Origin of the sequence: Flavobacterium rhamnosiphilum (assembly GCF_004349195.1) — a bacterium.
Lineage (GTDB): Bacteria > Bacteroidota > Bacteroidia > Flavobacteriales > Flavobacteriaceae > Flavobacterium > Flavobacterium rhamnosiphilum.
Window position 1 is genome coordinate 247,078 of record NZ_SMLG01000001.1, and the last position, 25,620, is coordinate 272,697.

The window sequence follows — 25,620 nt, forward strand, 5'->3', positions numbered from 1 at the left end:
GTATTCAGTCTCAGTGTTCAGTTGTCTGAGCTAGTAGTCCAAACTGAGCACAATCGAAGTGCTTTTAAAAAAATAAAAAATAAAACCTTGTGCACCTAGTGAAAACCTTATGCACTTAGTGGTTAAATAAAAAATAAGATGAAAATAATTGTCCCAATGGCAGGTCGTGGTTCACGCCTTCGCCCACATACATTAACTATTCCTAAACCATTAATTCCTATCGCAGGAAAACCAATCGTTCACCGTCTGGTGGAAGATATTGCTGGCGTATTGAATCAAGATATTGAAGAAGTAGCCTTTATTATTCACGAAAGTTTTGGCAAAAAAGTAGAAGAGGAATTAATTGCAATCGCACAAAAATTAGGTGCCAAAGGAACTATTTATTATCAAAATGAAGCTTTGGGAACCGGTCACGCCATTATGTGTGCCAAAGATTCTTTGAGCGGACCAGCTGTTATTGCTTACGCCGATACTTTAATTCGTGCCGATTTCGATTTAGATCAAAATGCCGATAGCGTTATTTGGGTAAAACAAGTAGATCATCCAGAAGCTTTTGGTGTAATAAACCTAAACGAAGCGAATGAAATTGTAGAACTGGTAGAGAAACCAAAAGAATTTATTTCGGACCTTGCCGTTATTGGAATTTACTATTTTAAAGATGTTGCCGTTTTAAAAAACGAACTTCAACTAGTATTAGATAATAATATTATTCACGGTGGAGAATATCAAATTAACGACGGAATCAAGCAAATGATGGCAAAAGGCATGAAATTTGTACCGGGTACGGTTGATGAGTGGATGGATTGTGGAAACAAAGACGTTACGGTAGAAACAAATTCCAGAATGCTAGGTTTCTTGCACAATGACGGGACACATTTGGTAGATTTTGATGTCAAGTTAGAAAACTCCACAATTATTCCGCCATGTTATATTGGGGAAGATGTGGTGTTGATAAACGCAACTGTTGGCCCTAATGTTTCTTTAGGAAAAGGATGTCATGTAGTAAACAGCAGTATTAAAAATAGTTTGGTACAAACGCACTCTAACATAAAAAACGCGAATTTAGATAATGCAATGATTGGTAATCATGCCAGCTTTGATGGTAACTTTACAAGCATCAGTATTGGTGATTATTCGGTTTTAGAATAAAAATGGTTCAATTCTTGTATGATTTAAAACAATTCAGGATTAAAACAACAGAATGAAAAAAAGCGCTTTAATACTTTTATTTCTGGTTTTGCAATGCAATTCAGCTTTGCTATTGGCACAACCGGAACCCGAAGAAATTAAGCTCAATACAGATCAGTTTCAGGAATTTTTTTATGAATCATTGCTTCAAAAAGGAATCGAAAATTATGATAAAGCAGTAGTAGCTTTGGATAAATGCATCAAGATTAAACCGAATGATGCCGCTGTGTATTATGAATTAGGGAAAAATTATTTAGCATTAAAGGAATATAAAAACGCCTATTCTTCATTTGAAAAAGCCACACAAATTGATCCAAAAAACAAATGGTTTTGGGTGGGAATGTATGATGTGAGTTATGAAACCAGCGACTATAATCAGGCAATAGTGGTTATCAATAAATTGATAGAATTTGATGAGAAGTATAAAGAAGATTTGACGTCGCTTTATATGGGAACCAAACAGTTTGACAAGGCATTGGATTTAATTCATGAATTAAACGAAACATTTGGAAAAACGGACAGAAGGGATTTATACAAAAGCCAGATTTTATCTGAAGGAAAATTTCAGAATATGGAAGCTTCAAATTTGTTAGAGCAAATTGAAAAGAACCCAAAAGAAGAGTCTAATTATATCAGTTTGATTTTTTTATATTCTAAAAATAATGAAGAAGCAAAAGCTTTTGAAATTGTCAAAAAACTGGAAAAAGCCTTGCCAAATTCCGAATGGGCCCAAGTAACACTGTTCAAAAATTATTTGGATACTAATGACGGACCAAAAGCAATAAACGCCATGAATGTGGTTTTGGCCAGTGCCAAAATAGATGCTAAAATAAAGCACAGAATACTGAATGAGTTTTTGATTTTTGCAGATAAAAATCCTCAATACACAACCGATTTAGAAAAAGCGATTTCGTATTTCGATAATGACAAAGAAGTTAATGTAGCTAAGGAAATAGGGAAGTTTTACCATGCGAAAAAGCAATGGGTAAAAGCGATTAAGTATTATGAACAAGCATTAAAAAATGGTTCAGGAGATGATATCGAAACCAATTTGCTTTTACTTCAAACGTATACAGAGACAAAGCAATTTGAATTAGTAGCTAAAAAAGCGTCGGTAATGGTGGAGACTTTTCCAACACAGCCCCAGTTTTATTATTATTCAGGGATGGCGAATAATCAATTGCAACAATTTAAAAAAGCCAAGGACATGCTGGAAATGGGCTTGGATTATTTAGTGGAAGACAGAGCATTAGAAATAAATTTCAACATACAGTTGGGAGAAGCATACAACGGGTTAGGGGATTTCAAGAAAAAAGAAGTGTATTTTTCCAAAGCCAATCAATTATTAAAAGAAAAAAAATAATGAAAAAAATAGCAATAGTAGTAGTATTAACTCTTTTTATGGTTTCCTGTAAATCGAAAGCCATTGTCGTTGCGGCCAGTAATGCGCCAACAACGGATGCGGGTTATATGACGTCCAAAAAAATTATAGAAAATCATTACAACAATAAAAACCAATTTTCTACATTATATATTAAATCAAACGCCCGTTATGCTGACAACAAACAAACCCAAAATGTTACGGCTGAAATTAAGATCAAGAAGGATGAACAAATTTTGGTAAGCATCCGTTTTCTTGGAATTACAATGGCGAAAGCATTGATTACGCCAAAGTCAGTTAACTATTATGAAAAAATAAACGGTAGTTATTTTGAAGGCGATTTTAGCAGTTTGAGCCAATGGCTGGGAACTGATTTAGATTTTAGTAAAATTCAAAATATGTTATTGGGAGAAGCAATAGATGATTTGACAAAAGGGAAATATCTGGAATCATTATTAGAACAAACGTACCGATTGGATGATACTTCGAATACAAATACGAAAAAATCGTTCTTTTTGGATTCCGATAAGTTTTTGGTTCAAAAACAAGAAATCACTCAAACTGCCGAAGAACGAATGATAAAAGTGGCTTATGCTGATAATAGAGTATACAAGGAGGTAACTTTGCCTACAAGTGTTCAGATCAATACTTTTCAGAAGAAAGGCAATACCGAAATTAATCTGGATTACAACACGGTAACTTTCAATGAAGAACTTTCTTTTCCATATAGTGTTCCAAATGGGTACAAAAGAATTATAATTAAGTAAATTAGCAAAAATATTTTTTTAATATGCCAAAATTTCTCCTTAGCCTAATCTTTATCTGTATGACTTCATTACTATGGAGTCAGGAATCCCAACAAGAAAAATTAGAAGAACGTAAAGCTCAAATTCAAAAAGAAATTAGAGAAAATGAAAGGTTATTACAAACCGTAAAGAAAAAAGAAAAATCTGCGGTTAATGTAGTAGTCATTCAAAGCACTAAAATAAAGCTTAAAGAAAAATTAATAAACACGACCGAAAAGCAAACTAAATTGCTTGGAAATGATATGTATATCAATCAAGTGCAAATTAATAAGCTAAAAAAGGAATTGGCTGTACTTAAGGAAGATTATGCTGAAATGATTGTGAAATCATATAAAAGCCGTTCCGAAGAAAGTCGTGCCATGTTCTTATTGTCTTCCGAGAATTTTTTACAAGCGTATAAAAGAGCGCAGTATATGAAGCAATATACTGGTTTCAGAAAAATGCAGGGTGAGGAAATAAAATCAAAATCCAACCAACTTACAGATTACAACGAAAAATTAAATGTTCAGAAAAAGGCGAAACAAAAACTCATCGCTGAGAACGAAAAAGAGCGATTGTCACTCGAAAAAGAGAAAAAAGAGCAATTGAAGTTGGTAAGCGTTATTAAAAAAGATAAAAATAAGATTGCCCAAGAAATTAAGAAAAGACAACAGGAATACAGAACAATTGACAGGCAAATCAATAAATTAATACGAGAAGCCATTGCCGCTGCCAATAGAAAAGCGGCCTTAGAAAAAGCAAAAGCAAATCCGAGTGCTCCGGTTTCAAAAGCTGCTGTTTCTTCATCAAAAATAGAATTAACACCAGAATCTAAAATAATTGCTGATAATTTTAGAGCCAATAGAGGAAGGTTGCCTTATCCTGTAGAAAAAGGTTTTATATCTCTTGGTTATGGTAATCAGACGCATCCATTATTCAATACCATAACGGTTCACAATAGTGGTGTAGAAATCACCACAGATCGTGGCGCAAGTGCAAGAGCCGTTTTTGGCGGGGAAGTGACGAGCGTTATTGTTTTATCACCTGTAAACAAAGCGGTAATGATACAACACGGAGATTTCTTCACAGTGTACCAAAATTTGAGTTCTGTGAATGTTAGTAAAGGCGATAAAGTGAGTATTAAGCAAAGCATTGGAAAAGTAAGAACCAATGGCGAGACTGGAAAAACGGTAATCAAATTTTTAATTCTTCAAAATACAACGTACAATAATCCTGAGGGTTGGTTGTCACCAAGATAAGAACGGTTATTTCACATAAAATAAAAGCACTATTATATTCGAATGAATTAATAGTGCTTTTTTTATGAAAGTATTTTTAGTAACGAAAGACTTAGCACTATAGAGAAAAGATTTTATTAGAAACCATTCATCAAAAGTTATGTTCTTAATTTTACTACTACCGATTTAATGAAAACCAAGACCTTTTGATTTTAAAAACAGGATCGGTTTAACAGACTATTCGGTTTTATTAAAGGAAGAATTAATAGATTTCATCATTCCTTGTGTAGACCAAGTTCCGGAAACTATAATACGTCTGATGGTGTAAAGTGGATCTACAGAATCTCTTTTGGTAGACAAAATATAGGCCATTTTATAATCGCTCTTTTTTATTTCAGGAATTGCCGCCGTATTCCATAAACCAAACGGATAAGCAAAATCCGTTACCGGTTTTCCAATGATATCCTCCAGTTTTGCTTTAGGTTTTACCAATTGCGTATTCCAGTCGTCTCCTGCATATTTAGTTACCATATGATGGTCCCAAGTGTGTGCACCTACAATATGCCCGTTGTCAGATAAGCTTTTAATTTGCTCTTTGCTCATATATCCAGGACGGTTAATAGATACGGTCATGACAAAAAACACGCCTTTGAAACCGTATTTTTTCATTTCGGCTGCGCCAATACTGAATTGCTCTTCGCGTGTATCATCAAGAGTAATCATGATTGGTTTAGCGGGTAATGGACCATCGTATACTAAATAGTCGTACAATTGTTGCGGTAAAATAGTTTCGTAACCTGCATCGGCTAAGGCTTTCATTTGTTCTGCAAAAGCGATAGGTTTTACGGTGTACGTTTTTATGTTTCCGCTCGCACTGCTGCTAAAGTCTTTAATGTTGTGATAGCATAATATAGGTACTTCTCTTTTTGCGAGAATGGTTGCAGCGTCCGCCGCTACTTTTTTGGGTGCGACAATTTTTACGGGAGCAGTAATAAGAGGTGTTTCAGGTATTATTTTACGGGGTTCTGATTGACATCCGACCAATAATGAAAATGCACCAAAAATAAAACATAGAATATTTTTCATAAATCAAATAGTAATTATTGGTACTGAATGTAAATTGGTTTCGGAGTGAATTTCACTAACTCTTCCGGGCTGTACATTTTCCAGTCTTTTTTGTTGTCATTTTTATAGAACAATTTAAAACCGGCAAACTGTACGGGTTCTCTATAAATATAACTCATATAAGAATCTTTTTTTAGTACCTTACTTCCAAAACCATCCATGTCCATTACGATTTGAACTTCAGGAACCTTTTTAATTTCTTTGTAATTTTTTACCATTCCTTGTGTGAAACGGTGTATTACAAGCACCTTTGGAGTCAACTTATTTTTGCGTACGATGTTTGCCAAAATGTCAATGGCGTCGTTAATATCAGCGGCAGTAAAATGCCCAATTTTAGAACCCGGACGTTCTCCGTTTTTCATCGAAAATTCGGGATCAATTCCTAAATGAACATTAGGCATGGAAAGATAGTGTTCCAGTTCGGCTACTTCTGCTTTAACGGTGCTGTGTCCTACCTGAATGTCTAAAAAAACCAAGGCATTAATTGGTTTAGCCCAACTTATAATAGTGTCTATTTGTTTAAAAGGCATGCGCATGCGGTGCATATTATTTTTTCCCGGAGCACCTTGTGCAGTAACAGCGATGTAATGCAAAGCGGGAATTGCCTTAACAGTGGAGTCAGCTGCTTGCCATTTGGCTACTTCGCCTTGTAGTTTTGCCAACATTTCTTTTCGGGGAAGTTCACCCAAGATTCCCATTCTTGTGGAATATAAATTTCCGTAATACGCAATGATACGGTTGTATGGCAAAAGCGCTCCAGGCAAAGGATAAGGTGCTTTTACGGGCCATCTGCCGGTAGTGTCATTATTGCTTAATGCCACCATTCTTTTGTTGTAGTCAACAGTATCAATTGTAAGGGTTGTCTTTTTTTTTGTCGTATCCGTTTTTACGGTATCCGATTTTTCTGTACCGGTTACAGCATCGGCTGCTTTCCCCTTTTCACAGGAAATATTTAAGAGCAGTAATGGAAGTGTAATAAATGCAATAGCTGATTTTTTCATAAATTAATTCTATTTATTTTCAATGTAAAGATAAAGTATTTTAGAAGCGTGATGTCAATTATAATAGTGTTTCGGTCGGCTATTTTTTATATAATTCACGGATTTTAATTTTTTTCAAACTACCTGAATTCGAACTTCAAGTTTCTTCCAATTTAATATTCAAACGAAATGTACATCAGTTAATTGTTCAGCTGTTAATTTTAATAAAAAGGCAGTTTGCTTTTATCACAATTTCAGAATAGCTTTTGGAAAATAAAAAGAAATAGCTAACTTTATAAAAGTTTTTACTCACCTAAATACCAAACAATTGTTCAAAAAATCCCTTTCTTTTCTTCTTTTTTTATTTAGTGCCACTGTTGTTTTTGGACAAATAAAAAAAGATACAATTACACTTTCAGAAATTACATTGAAGGGTTCACCTATCAAGAATGTACTTCAAAACACTGCTTCTTCCGTTTCATTGATTACTACAGCTGACATCAATAAAAGTGATGGAATTATATTGACTCCGGTTTTCAACAAAATCCCCGGCGTTACGATGCAACAAGGCGCTTTGAATACCAACAGGATTACTATTCGTGGCATTGGCGCCCGATCTCAATATGGAACTAACAAAATAAAAGCGTATTTTGATGGGATTCCATTGAGTTCCGGTGAAGGCGAAACTACGATTGACGATATTGATTTGGCATCAATCGAAAAAATAGAAATTATAAAAGGGCCAAATTCTACAAGTTTTGGTTCTGGTTTGGGCGGTGTAATTCAGCTTTTTTCAAGAGAAACACCTTTGTTGGAATCGTTTGGAAAATCAACGATCACTTTTGGAAGTTTTGGGTTGTTGCAGCAGCGTCTATCGGCAGGATACAGCGATTCTAAAACAAATGTATACACAAGTTATACGGATTTAGAAAGCGACGGATTTAGAGCTAACAGTTCTTATAACAGAAAATCATTTAATTTACATGGCAAACAAAAAATCACTTCAAACGGCAGTTTGTCATTTTTGGGAACTTTCACCCGATTGAAAGCTTTTATTCCAAGTTCTATCAATGAGACTGATTTAAAAAATAATCCTGAAAAAGCAGCCGCTACTTGGGCTGCGGCACAAGGTTTTGAGTCGTATGATAAATTCATGCTTGGATTGGGATATGAGTATCAATTTTCTGAGAAATGGTCCATACAAACCAGTGTTTTTTCTAATTTTAAAGAGACGTACGAACCCAGGCCGTTTGATATTTTGGATGAAAAAACAAGTGCTGCAGGTTTTCGTTCCAATGTAAATTATAAAGATCGATTGTTTTCTCTGCCATTTGAACTGAGTTTTGGCACCGAATTATTAACCGAAAAATATCAATATTCATTATTTGAAAACGAATATCAATCGCAACCGGGTCAAGGAAGCATAAAAGGCGACGAATTCAGCGCCATCAAACAAAATCGGAATTATATTAATTATTTTTTACAAATGGAACTTTGGATTTCAGAAAAACTGCATCTGGAAACCGGCGTGGCATCAAACACAACAAAATATTCGTTAGAAGATGTTTTCGAAAATAATTCTGGAGGTCAAAAGATGCCATTTACTTTTGGAAATGTTTGGTCGCCAAGAGTTGGTTTATCGTATAAAGTAAGCAAAGGGAAAAACATATTTACGTCGGTCAGCAAAGGATTTTCGGTTCCTTCAGTTGCTGAAACATTGACTCCCGAAGGTCAAATAAACACCGATTTAAAACCAGAAATTGGTTGGAATTATGAATTGGGTTTCAAAGGAAATTGGCTTAAAAATAAAGTATACACCGAAGTGACTTTTTATACCACACAAATTAAAAATTTATTGGTGGCACGACGCACCGCCAATGATCAATTTGTAGGGATTAATGCAGGCAGCAGTTCGCATGCGGGGTTGGAATTCTTGGTTAATTATAAACTTTTGGAACTGACCAAACTCCAAATTACGCCTTATTTTTCAGGAGCAGTGAATAATTTTAAATTCAAAGAATTTTTAGACGGTGATGCGAATTATTCGGGAAACCAACTTACGGGCGTTCCCGAAAAACAATTTAATTTTGGAGTAGATTTAAACACAAAAAATGGATTTAGTGTGGACACGTCTTTCCGAACGATGGGTAAAATTCCATTAAATGATTCCAATACAAAATACAGTGAACGGTATTCGTTGCTTGATATTAAAACGACGTATGTTTTTACGATCCTTAAAATCCTAAAAACAGAGTTGAATGCCGGAATTAATAATGCATTGGACACCAAATATGCAGCTAACATTTTGCCTAACGCCGTAGGTTTTGGTACAGCCGCTCCACGCTATTTTTATCCGGGAAATCCCGTAAATTTTTATGGAGGTTTTTCGGTATCCTATGTTTTTTAGATAAGAATCCTAAATCCTAATTTTATTTTTTAATGGCTGCTACTTCTTTCTCGGTAATAATTTTGGTTTGTTTATTGCCCCAAGAAGTCATGACATAGTTCATCACATCCGCGACTTCCTGATCAGAAAGTCCCATCGCCGGCATGCTGCTATTGTACTTGATTTTATTGACAACAATTTCGCCACTTTGTCCAAATTTTACGGCAGCGATACTTTGATTTCTCTTACTTTTTAACCAGTCAGAGCCGTCAAGAGGCGGAAAGTTCTTAGTGTCTCCTTTGCCATTTGCACCATGACATTGCATACAAAAATCAGCATATATTTCTTTTCCGGGTGACTGAAATTTTGAAACAACAGCGGTTTCGGTATTCAATTCAATATAGTTTTCTGGGGAAAATGGGTTTTCGAATGAGAAGCTTCCCAAAACAAATACTCCAAATCCCAAAAATAATTTCGTTGTCAGCATCGATTAATTAGGTATGATTTTGATGATTCCTTTTCCTTCAACGCCCATATAGATATAGCCGTCCGGACCTTGTACCACATTACGCACACGGCCAATGTCAGTTGCAATTTTTTGTCTGCCGATAACTTCATTGCCTTTCAGCTTTACCAATTCAAGATATTGAAATTTTAAGGATCCAACCAGCAAATGTCCTTTCCAGTCCGGATATTTGTCACTGGTAACAAAAGTCATTCCGCTTGGAGCGATAGAAGGCAGCCAATAGTAAATAGGTTTTTCAATCCCTGGTTTTTCGTTTTCTTTACTAATGGTTGTTCCGTCATAATCGATACCATAGGTAACCACTGGCCATCCGTAATTGGCTCCTTTTTTTATGATGTTGATTTCATCTCCACCTTGGGGGCCGTGTTCATGTGCCCAAATCGCTCCTGTTACCGGGTTTTTTGCCATTCCTTGCGGATTGCGATTCCCGTAGGTGTAAATGGCTTCTTTCGCTCCGGCCTGACCTGTAAAAGGATTGTCTTTAGGAATGCTTCCGTCATCATTCAATCGGTATATTTTTCCGCCATCGCGTTTGATGTCTTGCGGATTTACGAAATGATCGCCGCGCTCTCCCACGGAGAAATACAAATAGCCGTCGTTGTCAAATACAATTCGGGAACCAAAATGTTGTCCTTTTGTGGTGTTGGGTGTTGCTTTATAAAGCGATTCGATTTGTGTGAGACTTCCGTCCAATAATTTTGCTCGAATGAGTTTAGTGTTGCCGCCGGCACCCTCACCTTCATCGGAAGCGTACGTCATATAGATCCAGCCATTTTTAGCATAATCAGGATGTAGAACGATGTCTAACAATCCTCCTTGTCCTCTTGAATATACTTTGGCAACATTTTTGATTTCGGTTTTTATACCATTTTTGATATGATACAGAATACCGCTTTTTTCTGTTACCAACATTGTGCCGTCAGGCAACCAAGTCATTCCCCATGGAATAGCAATATCTGAAACTACGGTTTCGAGCGTATAGTTCTTTACTTTGTCTTTAATAGCAACCTCGTTTGGTTTTACTTGTGACTCGCAACTGAAAGAAAGGAATGAAAGAATCAAAAGAGAGACTAGTGTTGTTTTTTTCATGAGTTTCGTTTTTGGGTTCCGTTTGGATTGAAATCTTTTTTAAAGATAGTAAAAGAGGAGTTAAAAAGGAAAGTGTTTTTTTAAACTTGCTAAAAATTAATAGAATAGGGTAATTTAGACACTGTGTTCTAGGTGTTTTTAGTGAACATTTATTCCTGAGCAAGCGTTTTTTTTGATTTCTTCCGAAAAAGTATTTAAATTTTGGTTGTCAGGAACCCACTTTTTCATTTCATCGGAAGAAAAATCTTTTTTGATGTGGGTTTCGAATGTTTCCAATTGATTTTGGGTTAAACAATTGGTGTAATAATTCAGTTTTAAAAATGGGAACCTTGAGGATTTATATGGGTACCGAATAGGTTGCCTTTTTTTATCAAAAAATGGGTCAAAGGTGTCAAATGACAAAACCTCCATTTTTAATAGAACTATGGGAAGTGTTTATTTCACTACAGATTTAAAACAAAAAAGACCTTACATTGCTGTAAAGTCTTTTTAAAAAGCTCCCTCTCTTGGGCTCGAACCAAGGAGTGTGACTAGCAGTAAAATCAAGACTTCACGTTCTTTTACTTTTTTATGTTTCCGAATTGGATGCCTTTTTTATTAATTTAATGATTGCTATATTTTTTTATTTTAATCGAAAACTACATCTTCAGGAACCATTTCCGCAACGTTTAAAGTTGGTAGAATATATTTGTTGAAGATAGTTCCTTCTGTTTTTGAATGTAAAATTCCTCTCGATGTACCTACAGTTATCATTGCCATGTGAGCGACAAAACCTTTAGGGAGGATTATTTTGTCATTTACTTTTAGACTTTCCCAAGTAGTATTTTCTATCTGAAAAAAACAGCTTACCTGTGTTGTCATAAATGGCTTTTTCTTTATTTCAAAAGTAAATTTTATACTAATTGAAAACGCTTTGTCCTCTAAATTCAAACCAAATGACATGCTTGTATTTAGATTTATCTTGCCGTTTTCGACATGATTTTCTTCAAACAATGCAAACTGATCTGTTTTTATTTTAAGCAAATTAAAATTGATATTAACATTATTTTCTGCCATTATCCTGCTTTTGGGTAATTGATTGTTTGAGTAAGTTTATTGTAAACAACGTCCATTTGAGCACCTTCTTTTTGTTTAAAATTATCTGGAAAACGGAAATTTTCAAGAACGTTTTTAACTAATTCATTAGTTAGTGTTTTTTCAACTGGTTTAATTTGAGTTGAATTAGTTTTAATTTCTGTTACGGGTTTATAATCAATAATTTCCATTAATGAAATTTCTAAAGCAGTTTCAAGTTTACCCACAGTCTCAAAAGTTAAATTTTGTTTGCCCTTGATAATTTTGTTCACCTGTTGTGCTGAAACATTCATTTTTTTGGCTAGGTCTTTTTGAGATAATCCTTTTTGGTTTAATGCTTCTAGAACACTAATCGCAACTTTTGAAGATTGATCTATCCATTTTTTGTTGGCTTTATAGTAGGCCAACTTTGAAAGAAAATTAGAAGGCTTGTCGCTTACTAATTTTTCAAACTTGTCTAATCTTTCGTTTAGTTCCATATGTTAAATTTCATACACTTCAAAATCATCTTGATCCAGAATTCCTTCTTCTTTCAGATAATATTTAATGTCGTCTAATTTTTGTTTTTCTTTGAGTAAATGAGTTCTTTCGTCCATAGTCCCAACTAATTTTATTGCTCCGCCAGTAACAATAAATGTGTTTGGTCCAATTTTAATTGCATACATGCGCAACCATTTTTTTTGAATTTGTGTTTTGGCTTTGACTTGTTGAAGTTCTTTTTGCGTGTAGTCTAGGTTGCGTAAAGGTTGGAATACTATCGACAGGTTGTCACCACCGATATTTGTTCCTGAAATTGCCAAACTTTCGAGTTGGTCAAATAAATATTCGGCTTCTTTCCGGGTGTAATTAATTGCTTGTTGTATGCTGATTGTTTTTCCATAATAACCACTATTTAAATCGTCTTGATGTAAAGTGAAAAAATCGTATAAATATTGAGGATTCAATAACCATTGTTCAATACACTTGGTTACTTCATCTTCGAGCTCACCTTTTAAGTGAATAGAAAATAATCCCTCGCGCTTATTTTCTTGGACAAATATAGGAACTATTTTCATTAAATCAACTTATAGGTTTATTTTTTAGTAAAATTATATGATTTTTCGATACAATAGTAGCTAAGTTATCAACATAAAGTCCTGCTATTTTCTCAATTATAATTTGTATTGATGATAAATTACTTACAAACAATGAGTTATGTGTCTTTCTCAGCATAGTCTTTGCCTTCATTTCTAATATAGATAATTATCTATATCTGCTTACCCCACCTTCGCAAACCCATTCACAAAAGTTTCTACAAATCCAACAATCTTACTCAAGATTCTATCTCCTGTTTTCTTACGTTCCAAAACTTTAGGCTTTTCACCTTCTATTAAGTCCAAGAGTTCATCTCTTAAAGGTTCGCGTTCGGCAAAGAGGTAATTTTCTATTAGCTGTTCTGTTTTTTCTTCTGACAAGTTTTCTTCCTGTACCAGTAGCTTGAAGGCTTTTATTTGTTCTTCATTCCAGTATTTTTCAAATTGGTCTGGTAGGTCTTCTGTGTCTTCTATTGCAGGAAGATTTTCTAGTATGAAACGTTCTATCAGTTCGCGTTTGCTTCTCAGGTTTGCTTCTCCTGTCAGTAAATCAATGATTTCTTTTTGCTTCTTGGATTTCTCTTTTGGGTCGGCATTTTTTAAGCTTGCCAATAGTTTTAGAATATAAGTAACGTTGATTTCGTCACGGTGTATTAATTCCAATTCAAAATCTACGTCTTCCAGTATGGAAACTTTTTCTTTACTATGGTCATTCTTTACTTTATCGTATAAATCGAGATACTTGCTTTTATAATCTTCAAAAAGTTGCTCGTCCATATCCAAATCTTCACCATTGAAATCTGAAAAAGTAGTCAGTACGTTTTTGATACGCATTAGTTCCCGGAACGCTTTGATGAATTCTAATTCCTCCTTTTCACTTTGTAAATCATTTACGCTGTTTACCGTTGGAACAATTTTTAGTAGTTCATTGACAGCCTCACCAAATTGTTGTACGTAATCCTCGTAAGGTTGCATTATAATCACGTCTATTGCATCTTTATTAGAAAAGAGTGCGATAGCATCATCAGTTGCTTTTTTGAGGTTACGGAACACTATAATGTTTCCCTGTGATTTCTGTTCGTTCAGGATTCTATTTGTTCTGGAATAGGCTTGTATCAATCCGTGATGTTTCAAGTTCTTATCCACATACATCGTATTCAGGTTTGGACTATCAAAACCAGTTAAAAACATATTGACTACTAGGAGAATATCAATCTTTTTGTTTTTTACATTTTTAGAAATATCATTGTAGTAATTATAGAATAAAACGCTGTCTTTGGTAGAGAATTTAGTGCCAAACATGGTATTGTAATCCACAATAAACGCATCTAGCTTTTCTCTGGAATGCGAGTTTAAACCGTACTTTTCAGTTGGTTCTGCTGCTATATCTAATTCTTCAGGGATGAAACCATTAGCGTCTTTATCATCTTCATTGGTAGCATAACTGAAAATAGTTGCAATTTTTAAATTGTGTTTTCCTTCTTCTTTTTTGGCTTGAAGGATTTCATAATATTTAATCAGGGTTTCCACGCTACTCACACAAAACATTGCGGTGAATTCCCTGCTGTGGGTTTTACGATTATGATTGTCAATAATGTAATCAGCAATTTTGTTCAAACGCAAAGGAGATTCCATTAATTCTTTAGTATCAATGTCTTCTACTTCAATATCTATGTTAGTTTTGCTGTCGTCTTTTTGTTTGTAACGACCCACATATTCTACTGAGAACTTTAAAACGTTCTCGTCTTTAATGGCATCTGTAATCACATATTTGTGCAAACATTCGCCAAATAACTCTTTGGTGGTACGCTTCCCTAATTCATTCTTTACCGCATTATCAGCAAAAATGGGCGTACCGGTAAAGCCAAATAATTGAATATTATTGAAAAAAGATTTTATACGAGTATGTGTTTCCCCAAACTGAGAACGGTGGCATTCGTCAAAAATGAATACAATTCGTTCGTCTTTTAGTTTATCCATTTTACTCAAATACTGCTTTTTACTAATGGCGGTATTTAGTTTTTGAATGGTGGTTACAATGAGTTTAGTATCATCCGAGAACTGATTTACCAATGCTTTGGTATTGTCTGTTCCGTCGATGCTTCCTTTGCTGAAACTATTGAATTCTTTGGTAGTTTGGTAATCCAAATCTTTTCTGTCTACCACAAAAACCACTTTTTTGACTTGTGGTAAATTCATTAAAATCTGACTGGCTTTAAACGAAGTCAAGGTTTTTCCGGAACCAGTAGTATGCCAGATATAGGCATTTTTATTGGTGTTCTTTACCGTCTCAACCAATGCTTCTACCGCATAGTATTGGTAGGGGCGAAGCACCATTAGTATTTTGTAGGCTTCACTCAACACAATGTATTTGCATATCATTTTAGAGATATGGCACGGATCTAAAAAGTCCGTAGTAAAACCATTCAATATATTAGTCAGGCGATTGTTGGCTACATCCGTCCAGTAGAAGGTTTGTTTGAACGACTGATTGCGGTTGTTAGCGTAGTATTTTGTGTTTACACCATTACTGATTACAAAAATCTGAACGTACTGGAATAAGGCTGAATTGGCTCCAAAGGAATGGCGTTGGTAGCGATTGATTTGGTTGAACGCTTCTTTGAGTTCCAGTCCACGGCGTTTGAGTTCTATTTGTACCAATGGCAATCCATTGATAAGTAGGGTTACATCGTATCTGTTTTTATAAACGCCATCGATGGATACTTGGTGTGTAACCTGAAATTGGTTTTGACACCAATGTTCTGTATTGATAAATTCAAAGTATAAATCTTCTCCATTATCTTTCACGATGTGTTGTCTTTCTCGTAGTGTTTTTGCTTTTTCAAAAACAGATCCTTTGTTTAAAATATTAAGCACACGATCAAACTCTTTGGCAGTAAACTCTTTCTTGTTATGCTTCTCTAGTTGTACTTTCAGATTGGTAAGCAGGTCTTTTTCGTCAACAATAGTTACTAAACCATACCCCATATTTTGCAATTGGGTTACTAATTGTTCTTCCAGAATTTGTTCAGGTTGTTTTGCCATTATTTATTGAAAATATACTTGATGATTTACTCTTTATTTATCCCTTAATCAATTAATCTCTAAGATTATACAAACAGTAAAAATTTTGTTAAATTTGTTAATAACTATTATTAATTGTTGATAAGTAAGGAAAAGATTTCTTATATTTGCACCGAGTTCATTTCTCACTCGAGAAAAGGAAATCGAGAAACGCAAGCCTAGATGCTCTGCGTTTTTTGCTTTTATAATACTTCGTCTAATTTCCTTTTGTATTTTTTTACAATTTTATCTCTTTGTGCATCTTTCCCTTCTAGATAGTAAGCAGTAAGCAGAAAATAAACATTTTGGTCTAACTTAGGTTCAAATACGATAACATATTTTTCATCAACATCGTACAAATAAGTTCTCAATCCTTCTGGCTCTTTCACTGAAAAAAACATCATGTTGTCTTTCTTTTTGCAATCAATATGGAAACGAACCCAATGAAGTCTTTTTGACCTACTCATTTCAAATTCTCGTTTATTTGTAGCTCTATCAGTAATTACAGTTGTTAGATGTCTAAACAACGTATCCATTCCAATCACACCATCTTTTGGACAAGGAATTACTATCTTGTTGTTAAAGTGTATCGGTTGTCTGTTTACGAAAGCTTCACCAAACACTCTTTTTAGTGAATCTAGCCTTTGTGACTCATTAAGCGAAGCCAAATCAAGAAGGTCATTGTATCTTTTTAGTAAATTTAATGGCATAACTATCTTAATTCAATGAAAAATAAATTTAATTTATTTGAATAATTGGTCTTCATTAACGCATCATTGCAGTGGTGTTTTATTTTGTCAATTATCTGAATTTTAGCAATATTTTTTTTATCCTCTTCGTTGTGAAGATAGGATATCGCACCCATCATAAAATCGGTCACTTGCATAATAATACTTTCATGGGAACGTATGTTTTGTACGTTTCTAAAAACACCAAATTTGGTATTTAAAACATCTTTTAGTTTATTCACTTTGTATGCACTCAATGTGTCTTTAATGTCTAAATAGACATTGTAATTGTACAAACTGTTAATGTTGTGGTTCAAAAGATAATAGTACATTTTATAATAAAAGTCATCGTAGGATTGTTTGAAAGCATCATTATTAATTTTTGCTTTTTCAATACCTACGGTTCTAAATTGTAAGTCTGTTGCAAAAAAATAATCAACCAATTCCAGATAGAAACGTATTTTTGATTTGGAAACATTAGACCATTTTATTTCAGCATAAAAATGGTGCTTCTTTTTTATCTCTTTAATTTTTTCAGTATGTAATTTGACCTGATTATAGGCAACACTAGTAGAGCCTAAAAACATATACTTTTTATGGTCGTTTTCGATGTGACAACTTTCGTCACAATAGATGTTGAATGTTTTGTTCATAATTTAAACAAATAATTGTTGTAACAATCCTCTTTTCCAAACCTCAATATTCGTTATCTGTCCCTGACATTGATTGACTTTATCATCAATGGCTGTTAGAAAAGTAGCAATTTTGGTTTGTTCTTCTTTTGACATTGGGAATACTAACGAGAAAGAAACCAAATCTTTTTTTTGAATATTTGGTAATCCTGAACCAACTCTTAATTTCATTATTTCAGCTTCATTGTGCTTTAATAATTGGAATAAAAAATCATTATCAGTTTCTTCGGGATTATTTATTTCAATTGAATAATTATGACCGCCACTCCAAAATTTTACTTTAAAGAAATTAATATAACCACAAGAATTTCCGCCTTCACTAATAGTTATTGTATTTTCTAACGAATTGAACTTATCTGTATATCCGGAAAGGTTAATCCCGCCATTTATACAAGGATATTCGCCAGTTTTAGTAAGTTGTTCTTTATTCAATTGCTTTCCTTTTTTGACATCGCAAACTTTCCCTAACTTCTTCTCCTTCCAATCCGAAAAATTCTTCCCATTATGGTCTTTAAACCGTAATTCCTGCGAGAATATTTGTTGCATCACGCCCTTTTTGTATTGCTCCAAAAGGCTTTTCTTTTCCTTCAAGGCTTTTAGTTTTTCATTTACAGTTGAGATAAATGAAGAAATTTTCCCTTGTTCTAAGCCTGATGGGATAAGAAATTTAAGGTTTTCAAATTCTTTTTGTCCGAGAGTTTTATTTCTACCAGCTCCACCTGGCGAGGCAAGTTCTAATAATGACTTTCCCTTTTTAGTTAAAAAGAAATACAATAAATAATCAAGGTTTGATTTATTCTCAATTGGTTGATACATTGGGAACCGATGAGATGCAATCTTTCCAACTTCTTTCGAAGTTGTTTTCGCTACTGCTTGTTCCCAAGCAAAAACAATATTTACTATTAATGCTTTTTCTTTGACCCAAAACACTCGTTTATTACCAAGTCCTTTTCCCTCAATAGATTCTTTATGAAATATCCCTTTACCGTGTGATCTAATTCCAATTTGTTGGTATAGTTCTCCTTGCTCAACTTTGACAGGATATGAAATACGATTTGTTAAGTTTCCAAACTTCTGAATTTCCCATTCTCCTTTAAATTCAGGAAAACGCAAAACAGGTATTTTATTTTGTTTTTCCATAATTTAAAAAGGTGTAGAAATATTTAATTCCTTGCAAAACTCTTCAATGGTTTTGTCAATTTTCTTAATACGCATTTCCAAAGTTTTAATTTCACTAGTTATTATGTTTATGTCAATACTGTCTTCGGCTTCAAAAGTATCAATGTATCGAGGTATATTTAAATTATAATCATTGTCTGCTATCTCTTTTAAGGCAATTTGCTTACTGTATTTGGGTTCTTCTAAACGATTGCGGTATGTTGAAATTATTTTATCAATGTGTTCCTCTCTCAAGACGCTTTGATTTGTAGCTTTTTCAAAATGTTGGCTGGCATCAATAAACAAAACTTCTTCGGGGTTTTCACGGCATTTTTTATATACCATAATGCAAGTAGGGATGCTCGTGCCATAAAAAATATTGGCAGGTAAACCTATCACGGCATCCAAATAATTGCGGTCTTCAATCAAGTATTTACGAATGTGTTGTTCTGCTCCACCACGAAACAAAGCTCCGTGTGGCAATACCAATGCCATAGTCCCGTTTTCAGCCAAATGGTGAATCATATGTTGTACAAAAGCAAAGTCAGCCTTACTACTTGGTGCTAACTTACCGTACTGGCTAAAGCGGTCATCACTCGTAAACAAAGGATTTGCGCTCCAATTAGCAGAGAAAGGAGGATTAGCCACAATAGCTTCAAATTGTTTCTCTAAATGTTGTGGGTGTTCTAAAGTGTCTTCCTGTTTAATGTCGAATTTGCGGTAATGCACATCGTGCAAAATCATGTTCATTCGAGCCAAGTTATAGGTGGTACGGTTCATTTCCTGTCCGTAAAAGTTAGACACTTCACTTACTTCTTTGGCAACACGTAATAACAATGAACCAGAGCCACAGGTAGGATCATAAACAGATTTTAGTTTGCTTTTTCCCGTGGTTACAATCTTAGCTAATATTTTACTGACTTCTTGTGGCGTATAGAATTCACCTGCTTTTTTACCTGCTCCACTGGCAAACTGTCCAATGAGGTATTCGTAGGCATCACCCAATACATCTAATTCTGTGTTTTCGAGTTTAAAGTCAATTTGGTCTAAATGAAAAAGGACTTTTGAGATAATGTCATTTCTCGCTTCAGGTGTCTTACCTAGTTTAGTACTATTCAAATCCATATCCTCGAAGAGATTGTCAAAATCATCTTCACTCTCCGTACCCATCGTACTTTGTTGGATATTAATCAGGATTTTTTGCAGGTCTTCTATAATAAAACTGCTCACGCCTTCCACATCGCTATTTCCTCGTTTGGCAATTTCGCTAAAGAGTTCATTAGGTTTCAGGAAGTAGCCTAATTTGTCTAATGATTCTTCTCTAATGGCTTCTATGTATTCCTTTCCTTCGGGAGTGGTATCGTCAATAGTTCTGAATTTTAATCCGTCTTGTTCCAGAATAGAATTGGCGTAAAGCTCCATTTTCTCAGCGAGATACTTAAAGAAAATAAATCCTAATATGTAATCCCTGAATTCATCTGCATTCATTTTCCCACGAAGGGTATTGGCAATATTCCAAAGTTGTTGTTCTAACTGTTTTTTCTGGTCTTCTGACATTCTATAAGGCTCTATTATTTTATCCGCTAAAGTATTGAAAAATTAATTAGTACTATTGAGGAAATCCGTATAAGAGTAGGATTTTTATTGATTTATAAGCCACACATTCCATTATCTTACCGATAGCGTCACGAATAACACAATTGATATTGACAAATTGGTTGTTAGTATAAATTATTGAGAAGGTAGGGAAAAGAGTAGTGGTTTTGCTTTCAAGTGGTTTAGTATCGCCATATTCATTATACAGATTTGGTTTAAAATGAAAAAAGACAGCTGTTACACTGTCTTTGAATTCAATATTTATGAGTAATTCCAGATAAATCCACCACTTTGTTCTCGTACATTACGACAACACCTTGATATACAGGTTTTACTTATTCCTGATATCTTACTTGCCTCCGCAACTGAAATATATTGGGCTAATAAATTACCATCTAAAGAGTACTGAGAAACCTTCTTTTTTCTGCTATCAATGGAGGGTTTAAAGGTGCTGTTTTGGGAATACGACCAATAGCTTCCTCTCCAAACAGTGGCTGTTATAGAAGCGTTTGAGATTCGTCTTTTATCATGTCCAAGTGTTGATTCAATTTCTTTTAAACCATCGAAAGAAGCTACTAAATTTCCGTCTAAATCGAACTGGTAAACAGTCTTCTTGAATCCCCCACCACTGTCTGAATTATAACCATTCTCTTTGCTATCGTACTGTAGAATGTATTTTTTTTCTTTTTCAGCTAGCTCATTAGAGGAAGTTGCAGTGTCGATCTGCTCGAACTGGAAAGCAGCAGGACCAAAAGTAGCTATAGCTGATTGGAAATAACTTCCCATACCCTTACTGGCTTTTTTAATATGGTCTGCCTTACGCTCTTCCATTGTCCTTGTTGTTACTCCTATGTAAGCTTTTCCTGTTTCTTGGTTAGTTACTTTATAAACTAGGTGTTTCTTCTTCTGCATCATCCTTTTTCATTTTTAGTTGATATTTACCCATTCCTTGATTTTCGATTTTGCCATCATTCCTCAATTTCTCTAAAGATCTGAAAAGTGTGTCTTTAGCCATCGTTTTTGGGTCATTCAGTACAAATGTTTTCATTAAGTCGCCAGTCGGTATAGTCTGACTACCCAGACTACTCTGACTTTGAATATAGTTGTATATTAAATCTTTGTTTGTCGAGTCTTCCCTGTAATCAATTTTAACTTTAATGTCGTATAAAACACTTTTTTCTACCTCGCCAAAACCCTCAATCCATCTATCCTTATCGATCTTGTAAATTGTCGCCAACGAGCTATCGACTTCAACATATTTATTAAAAAGCATACAAGAATACTTGTCCTTACTATTAGGGATATTAGCAAAGCCTAGTGCATACTCAAACTCTTGAAGAATTACTCTGCTTCCTGCAATGCTATCCTGTTCGATAGGTCTATCGTTTCCTTTAGTATTATGATGTATTACAATTATAGTTTTAAGGGAACTTGTCACATATTTTCTGAATTTTTCAATAAATTTCCTACACGCCTCACTAGCTTCAATTTGTCCTTGAAACAAATGGGTAAGACTATCAATGAAAATTATTTCCGCACCGGATTCTTCTATACAATCTCTCATTTTTTCCCAGTCTTTATCGGAGTTAACAGATTCAATGAAATCTTTTTGGGGTGTTAAAAAATTTTCACTAAACAACACCATTTCTTGAGGGTTTAATCTAGATATCTGTTTTTTAAGCCTTAAAGACCTCATTCTTGGGCTTTCTTCCAAATTTATAAAGAGTATTTTTTTTGGTCCACCCTTAATTTCTTTACCATAAAAGGAAGGGCTTCCCACGGCGAGTGAAATTGCTAGATTCTCTCCGAAAGTTGTCTTCCCTGTTTTACTGACCCCTACAAACAATCCTTTTGAGCCTTCTATTACTCCATTCCATAATTCTATTGGCTCTGGATCATTTTCGAATCTTTTAATTAAATCGATTGCTTTAACTACTAATTTCGGTACTGTATTTAATGAATTTTCATTTTTCATATTCACATTCATATTCACATTCTTTTTTACGTTTATAATTTATTTAGTCGGACTAGTCGGACTAGTCTGACTACTCTGCGTGGACATATAAAACTATCGTACTTATTATGTCGCTTTTATTAATTAAACTACCTCATTTTTTTATCATTTTAATTTGTAAATCCTACTGTTTTTCAGTAGAGATATGCAAAGATTCGATTAAAAAAAGGGGTTAAAAAAGGGGTGTAGTATAGCTGCAGTATAAAATTGGCGCTAGTATGGGGTATATGGGAAAGGAAAAGAAAAGAAATAATTTAAATATTTTGTTTGCGCAGTATAAGCAATATTTTATTATTTGAATTTCTCAGTTAAAAGATGCTTTGCGACGAATTCGTTCACAATTAAAGAATCCATTTTAAGTTTAGTAGTTTTAGTAACTTTATAAGTTCTTAAGTTTTCTGAATCGATTTTTTCAAATGACCTCTTCTTTGTTTTTGAAAAACATTTTACAGCGACACGCCATTTTTGATCTCCATTATCTTCAAATTCAAATTTTGAATTGTTAATTATCTGTATAAAGTACTTGAGATCACTTGTGGTGCCAATCCATTGAATTAATTTCTCAATAGGTTTGTTTTGAAAAACACGCTCAAAATCTAAAGGATTTGTTTGCATGTCAATTAATTTTTCTTTTTTCAACCAATCAAAAATTTTACTTATTTTGTTATACTTTGTACCGTCTATGTACTTGAAAGAATTGTTTTTTGTGTTTTTGTTTTTAAAATTTAAATAATCATCGTTTAATTTTTCAATGACAGTGTTTAATTCTACTACATATTGCTTGAATTCAGGGTCTTTATAGAAGTCTTTGAGTACTTCTTTAAGTCTTAAGATAAAGTGTTGACAAATGTTGTTTCTTTCTAATTCAGTTAGCTTTTCAAACTCATTAATAACTAGTTTCGTTTTTGACTTAAACTTTTGTAGCTTAAAGCCATTAAAAGTTATGGTCTCAGTATTAGTTATAGTGTCTGAGGAAGTTTTTAGTAATGTAGTAAATGAAAAATCAACTAATTCTTCAAAACTACCATCGTCCTCCCTGTTATTTAAATTGCAATACTCCTCATAGAATTCTTTCACTAAATAATCCTGTTTTTTAAATTCCTTAAGATCGGCGATTAATTTATCAAGTTGCATATTGGCTTGTAGCATTAAAGTTTTAGTTTTACAATATTAATCGTTTTTTAATGAGATAAAAAATGGAGAGACAGAATCTCTCCGTTTTCAATTTGTACAAAAGCTTTTTCAGTGGTTTTATTGATAAAGGAGAAACCGTCTCAAAAGTTGGTTATCGAAATTCAGCATAACTCCTTGTTTTATAATAGCTACTCTGTAAATTCCTCAATAAGGATTTCGAAAGAGTGATAATGGTAAGCATTCCCGTTTATTATAAAAATTGTTTTTAATTCAATCGTGACTTTAACTTCGCTAACCCATACTAATTGTCCCTTTCTAAGCATTCCCACATCGGATAACACCTTGACTTTGAAAGGGCAAAAAAGTAATTTGAGTGCATTGTAATAGGTAATTACATAAAGTTCTTTAGGCGAGCTGTATTGTAGCACATCTGCTAATTCATGGTCTTCCATAATTTCTTCTTTCTCTACCTCCCGTAAAGTGTTCCTTACCTAGCAAAAGAGCTATGATTAATAATGTAGGAACCAATTGGGAATGTTGTTTTGGATAGATTTACCTAGGTCATTGATTAGTTCGTATGCGTTGACATTACGTTCTAGGTTATTATCGATGTAAGAGGATTTGTTGGCTTCCGTAAATAAGTTGTACAGATTCCAGAAACTTATCGAACCATCGGGACTTCTTGAGAAGTTGGGACACTGGTAATAGTCTTTCACAATATTGTTTATCTGACTGTCATTCAATGAAATTGGGAAGATTGGCTTCTGTGTGTGCTTGTCTAAGTGCGTAAACATTCTGAATTTCCCAATTAGATGCGCAAATTGCGTTTCAGACAACTTGTATTCAATCATCCTTTCCATCATTTTAAGGTGATTGTCTCTCTTGTAATTAGAGAAAAGTTCAATCATTTTGTCTTCTAACTCATGTATAGAGGAAATTCTGATTTCATTCGAAAAACCATCTGTACTGATACACAGGTTGGTACAAACCTTATTCTTGAAGCCTATAAAAACTTTAAATTTCTCCATCGATTTTTTGCTATAAAGGTTCTCCTGATTATAGGCTCGTACCCCACCAATACTCAATGTGAGCTCATTTCCATTAACAATTTGCTTTGTTGATGGTAAGTCTATAATGAAGGCACATCGCTCGTAATAGATTGTTTTTTCGTGTTCTTCAAGATCTTTTGCAGGTTTTCCGATTGCTGATGGAATTCTTCCTTTTACTACGTGGCTAACTCTAATATCAGGTGTTTTCTGAAGTACACCAGGCAGTAATTTTTGAATTATTTGTTGGCATTTATCTACAAACTGGAAATGACTGATTGTTGACTCGTTGTCTTTTGAAAACACAGGAATGATACAATCTTTTTCCAAATGGTCTAAACTGACTATTTCAGTATTCGCTTCTATAAAACTACTTGATGGTTTGTTTATTATCTCGTTTTCATCTACTAAATGCTCGTTGATGCTACTATTAAGTACTAATTCCATGGTTCTCTTCAATTAATGGTTTTACAATTTCTTTTTCATCGACTAGGTGACTAGCGATGTTTTCTATCTGGTTTTTTCTGTTCATAATTGCACTGTGAATTTGCTTTTGAAGCGAAGGATATTTGGAATAAACATGCTTCAATCCCTCAATATTCTCACAAGCATTAATTTCAGACATAGCTATTTCAACTGAAATCCCCAGATTACACCATTCAATAAGTTTCGTTCCTGTAGATGAATTAATGACGAATTCAGGTTTGCCAGAAAATAAACCAGTTCTATCTTTAGAAGCGGTCACAAGATGATTGTCATTTATAAGCTCGAAATTTACTGTCAGCTCATATTCGAAGCCGTCTCTTGTAATTTCCTTTGTGCCTAGCTTCATTACTTTAGTCTTACCGTTGCCATCTTTGTCAAGACTGTAATCCGTTTTGCGTCGTACCGTAGTAATCACGTGACAGTTTGAATTAAGTATTTTATCGATAAAGGCTTGGTGTCGTGGAGTTATTTTAGCCCAATCTTGGAATCTTCCTCCAAGCTGTTCATGTAATTCCAAGCAACCTCCTTTTCCTGACCATTCGTGTGTAATGCTGTCAATTATAACTACTTCAATTTCTTCTTTTTCACAAACCTCAATGGCTTGAATATAACGCTCTGGAGCGTATGGCTCATTTAATGACAGTACGTTAAAATCTCCTAAGTGAGAATAAAGACTGGCACTGTTGTTTTCAGTATCGATTATAGCTATTTTAGTCCAATCGTTAGTGATTCCGTAAGCTAATAGCAAGGCTGAATAAGACTTACCAAAGCCACTTGCTCCGCTTAAACCCAGTCTTAATTTTACTTGGTTTCTTTCCGCTTTTTGTAGTTTCATGCTGATGTTATTTGATGTTGTTA

General features: G+C 34.2%; 23 protein-coding genes. 5 read left to right on the top strand and 18 right to left on the bottom strand.

Annotated features, from left to right (window positions below):
- Nucleotides 1-138 precede the first annotated feature (138 nt).
- The 4 genes from E0I26_RS01010 to E0I26_RS01025 are packed head-to-tail and all read left to right on the top strand — an operon-like array spanning nt 139 to nt 4,613.
- On the top strand, nt 139-1,149 hold the full coding sequence (locus tag E0I26_RS01010) for a sugar phosphate nucleotidyltransferase (RefSeq protein WP_131914641.1): 1,011 nt from the start codon (nt 139-141) through the stop codon (nt 1,147-1,149).
- 52 nt (nt 1,150-1,201) lie between these two features.
- Nucleotides 1,202-2,551, top strand: a complete 1,350-nt coding sequence (locus E0I26_RS01015) for a tetratricopeptide repeat protein (RefSeq protein ID WP_131914642.1) — start codon at nt 1,202-1,204, stop codon at nt 2,549-2,551.
- Nucleotides 2,551-3,336 carry a DUF4292 domain-containing protein gene (locus tag E0I26_RS01020; RefSeq protein WP_131914643.1) on the top strand — a complete coding sequence of 262 codons (786 nt, stop codon included), beginning with the start codon at nt 2,551-2,553 and terminating at the stop codon, nt 3,334-3,336. The genes E0I26_RS01015 and E0I26_RS01020 overlap by 1 nt, the downstream gene beginning before the upstream one ends.
- Before the next feature lie 59 nt (nt 3,337-3,395).
- Nucleotides 3,396-4,613, top strand: a complete 1,218-nt coding sequence (locus E0I26_RS01025) for a murein hydrolase activator EnvC family protein (protein WP_235831693.1) — start codon at nt 3,396-3,398, stop codon at nt 4,611-4,613.
- Nucleotides 4,614-4,829: 216 nt separating this feature from the next.
- Here E0I26_RS01025 and E0I26_RS01030 read toward each other — a convergent pair whose 3' ends face one another.
- Nucleotides 4,830-5,678 (bottom strand): polysaccharide deacetylase family protein, encoded by an 849-nt coding sequence (locus tag E0I26_RS01030; RefSeq protein WP_131914645.1) that lies wholly within the window; start codon nt 5,676-5,678, stop codon nt 4,830-4,832.
- 14 nt (nt 5,679-5,692) lie between these two features.
- On the bottom strand, nt 5,693-6,718 hold the full coding sequence (locus E0I26_RS01035) for a hypothetical protein (RefSeq protein WP_131914646.1): 1,026 nt from the start codon (nt 6,716-6,718) through the stop codon (nt 5,693-5,695).
- Between the two features lie 307 nt (nt 6,719-7,025).
- Here E0I26_RS01035 and E0I26_RS01040 point away from each other — a divergent pair, with 307 nt between their 5' ends.
- Nucleotides 7,026-9,104, top strand: a complete 2,079-nt coding sequence (locus E0I26_RS01040) for a TonB-dependent receptor family protein (RefSeq protein ID WP_131914647.1) — start codon at nt 7,026-7,028, stop codon at nt 9,102-9,104.
- Nucleotides 9,105-9,126: 22 nt separating this feature from the next.
- Here E0I26_RS01040 and E0I26_RS01045 read toward each other — a convergent pair whose 3' ends face one another.
- The 16 genes from E0I26_RS01045 to E0I26_RS01120 form a co-directional block, all read right to left on the bottom strand.
- Nucleotides 9,127-9,570, bottom strand: a complete 444-nt coding sequence (locus tag E0I26_RS01045) for a c-type cytochrome (protein WP_131914648.1) — start codon at nt 9,568-9,570, stop codon at nt 9,127-9,129.
- A 3-nt stretch (nt 9,571-9,573) separates the two neighbouring features.
- Nucleotides 9,574-10,698 (bottom strand): PQQ-dependent sugar dehydrogenase, encoded by a 1,125-nt coding sequence (locus E0I26_RS01050; protein ID WP_131914649.1) that lies wholly within the window; start codon nt 10,696-10,698, stop codon nt 9,574-9,576.
- A gap of 627 nt (nt 10,699-11,325) precedes the next feature.
- On the bottom strand, nt 11,326-11,754 hold the full coding sequence (locus tag E0I26_RS01055; RefSeq protein ID WP_131914650.1) for a hypothetical protein: 429 nt from the start codon (nt 11,752-11,754) through the stop codon (nt 11,326-11,328).
- Complete coding sequence (locus E0I26_RS01060) at nt 11,754-12,251, bottom strand: helix-turn-helix domain-containing protein (protein ID WP_131914651.1); 498 nt, start codon at nt 12,249-12,251, stop codon at nt 11,754-11,756. The genes E0I26_RS01055 and E0I26_RS01060 overlap by 1 nt, the downstream gene beginning before the upstream one ends.
- Nucleotides 12,252-12,254: 3 nt before the next feature.
- On the bottom strand, nt 12,255-12,827 hold the full coding sequence (locus E0I26_RS01065; RefSeq protein WP_131914652.1) for a hypothetical protein: 573 nt from the start codon (nt 12,825-12,827) through the stop codon (nt 12,255-12,257).
- Between the two features lie 201 nt (nt 12,828-13,028).
- Nucleotides 13,029-15,890 carry a type I restriction endonuclease subunit R gene (locus E0I26_RS01070; protein ID WP_131914653.1) on the bottom strand — a complete coding sequence of 954 codons (2,862 nt, stop codon included), beginning with the start codon at nt 15,888-15,890 and terminating at the stop codon, nt 13,029-13,031.
- A gap of 221 nt (nt 15,891-16,111) precedes the next feature.
- Nucleotides 16,112-16,618: a hypothetical protein gene (locus E0I26_RS01075; protein ID WP_131914654.1), complete on the bottom strand. Its 507-nt coding sequence runs from the start codon at nt 16,616-16,618 to the stop codon at nt 16,112-16,114.
- A 2-nt stretch (nt 16,619-16,620) separates the two neighbouring features.
- Nucleotides 16,621-17,289, bottom strand: a complete 669-nt coding sequence (locus tag E0I26_RS01080; RefSeq protein WP_131914655.1) for a DUF3800 domain-containing protein — start codon at nt 17,287-17,289, stop codon at nt 16,621-16,623.
- Nucleotides 17,290-17,292: 3 nt separating this feature from the next.
- A complete protein-coding gene (locus E0I26_RS01085) occupies nt 17,293-18,468 on the bottom strand; it encodes a restriction endonuclease subunit S (RefSeq protein WP_131914656.1) in 1,176 nt (391 codons plus the stop codon).
- Nucleotides 18,469-18,471: 3 nt separating this feature from the next.
- Nucleotides 18,472-20,043 (bottom strand): type I restriction-modification system subunit M, encoded by a 1,572-nt coding sequence (locus tag E0I26_RS01090; RefSeq protein ID WP_131914657.1) that lies wholly within the window; start codon nt 20,041-20,043, stop codon nt 18,472-18,474.
- 300 nt (nt 20,044-20,343) lie between these two features.
- Nucleotides 20,344-20,997, bottom strand: coding sequence for an NUMOD1 domain-containing DNA-binding protein (locus E0I26_RS01095; protein WP_235831694.1), 654 nt, complete (start codon nt 20,995-20,997; stop codon nt 20,344-20,346).
- The gene (locus E0I26_RS01100) at nt 20,966-22,069 is read right to left on the bottom strand and encodes an AAA family ATPase (protein WP_131914658.1); all 1,104 of its coding nucleotides are present in this window, start codon (nt 22,067-22,069) and stop codon (nt 20,966-20,968) included. The genes E0I26_RS01095 and E0I26_RS01100 overlap by 32 nt, the downstream gene beginning before the upstream one ends.
- A 318-nt stretch (nt 22,070-22,387) precedes the next feature.
- On the bottom strand, nt 22,388-23,230 hold the full coding sequence (locus tag E0I26_RS01105) for a hypothetical protein (protein WP_131914659.1): 843 nt from the start codon (nt 23,228-23,230) through the stop codon (nt 22,388-22,390).
- A gap of 188 nt (nt 23,231-23,418) precedes the next feature.
- Entirely contained in the window at nt 23,419-23,682 is a 264-nt protein-coding gene (locus E0I26_RS01110; RefSeq protein ID WP_131914660.1) for a hypothetical protein, read from the bottom strand.
- 57 nt (nt 23,683-23,739) lie between these two features.
- The gene (locus E0I26_RS01115; protein WP_131914661.1) at nt 23,740-24,723 is read right to left on the bottom strand and encodes a DUF3871 family protein; all 984 of its coding nucleotides are present in this window, start codon (nt 24,721-24,723) and stop codon (nt 23,740-23,742) included.
- Nucleotides 24,707-25,597 carry an AAA family ATPase gene (locus E0I26_RS01120; protein WP_131914662.1) on the bottom strand — a complete coding sequence of 297 codons (891 nt, stop codon included), beginning with the start codon at nt 25,595-25,597 and terminating at the stop codon, nt 24,707-24,709. Before E0I26_RS01120 ends, E0I26_RS01115 begins: the two co-directional genes overlap by 17 nt.
- Nucleotides 25,598-25,620 lie beyond the last annotated feature (23 nt).